Source organism: Neorhizobium sp. LMR1-1-1.1, assembly GCF_040675795.1.
In the GTDB taxonomy this organism is placed as follows: domain Bacteria; phylum Pseudomonadota; class Alphaproteobacteria; order Rhizobiales; family Rhizobiaceae; genus Neorhizobium; species Neorhizobium cellulosilyticum.
Window position 1 is genome coordinate 1 of record NZ_JBEGHE010000109.1, and the last position, 255, is coordinate 255.

Consider the following 255-nt stretch of genomic DNA (forward strand, 5'->3'; position numbering starts at 1 on the left):
CCTCGATCTGGAATCACAGCGGCGGGCACACGGCTTTACCGCGCCAGCAAGAAAGACTGTGATCGCTGCGTATTGAAGCCTCGCTGCTGCCCGAATATGCCGATGCGTAAAGTGCCGCGCGATCTCACCGAGGATGCTCGTGATGTCGCCCGAGCAATTGCCACGACACCGGAGTACGTGCAGTCGCGGCATCGCAGGAAGAAGGTTGAAATGCTCTTCGCACACCTCAAACGCATCCTTCGGCTGGCTCGGCTA

The 255-nt window shown here is 59.2% G+C and carries 1 protein-coding gene; it reads left to right on the top strand.

The window, feature by feature from the left end; all coding sequences use genetic code 11:
- A partial coding sequence (locus tag MRBLMR1_RS30910; protein ID WP_500067257.1) for a transposase occupies positions 1-255 on the top strand: 255 nt, incomplete at both ends.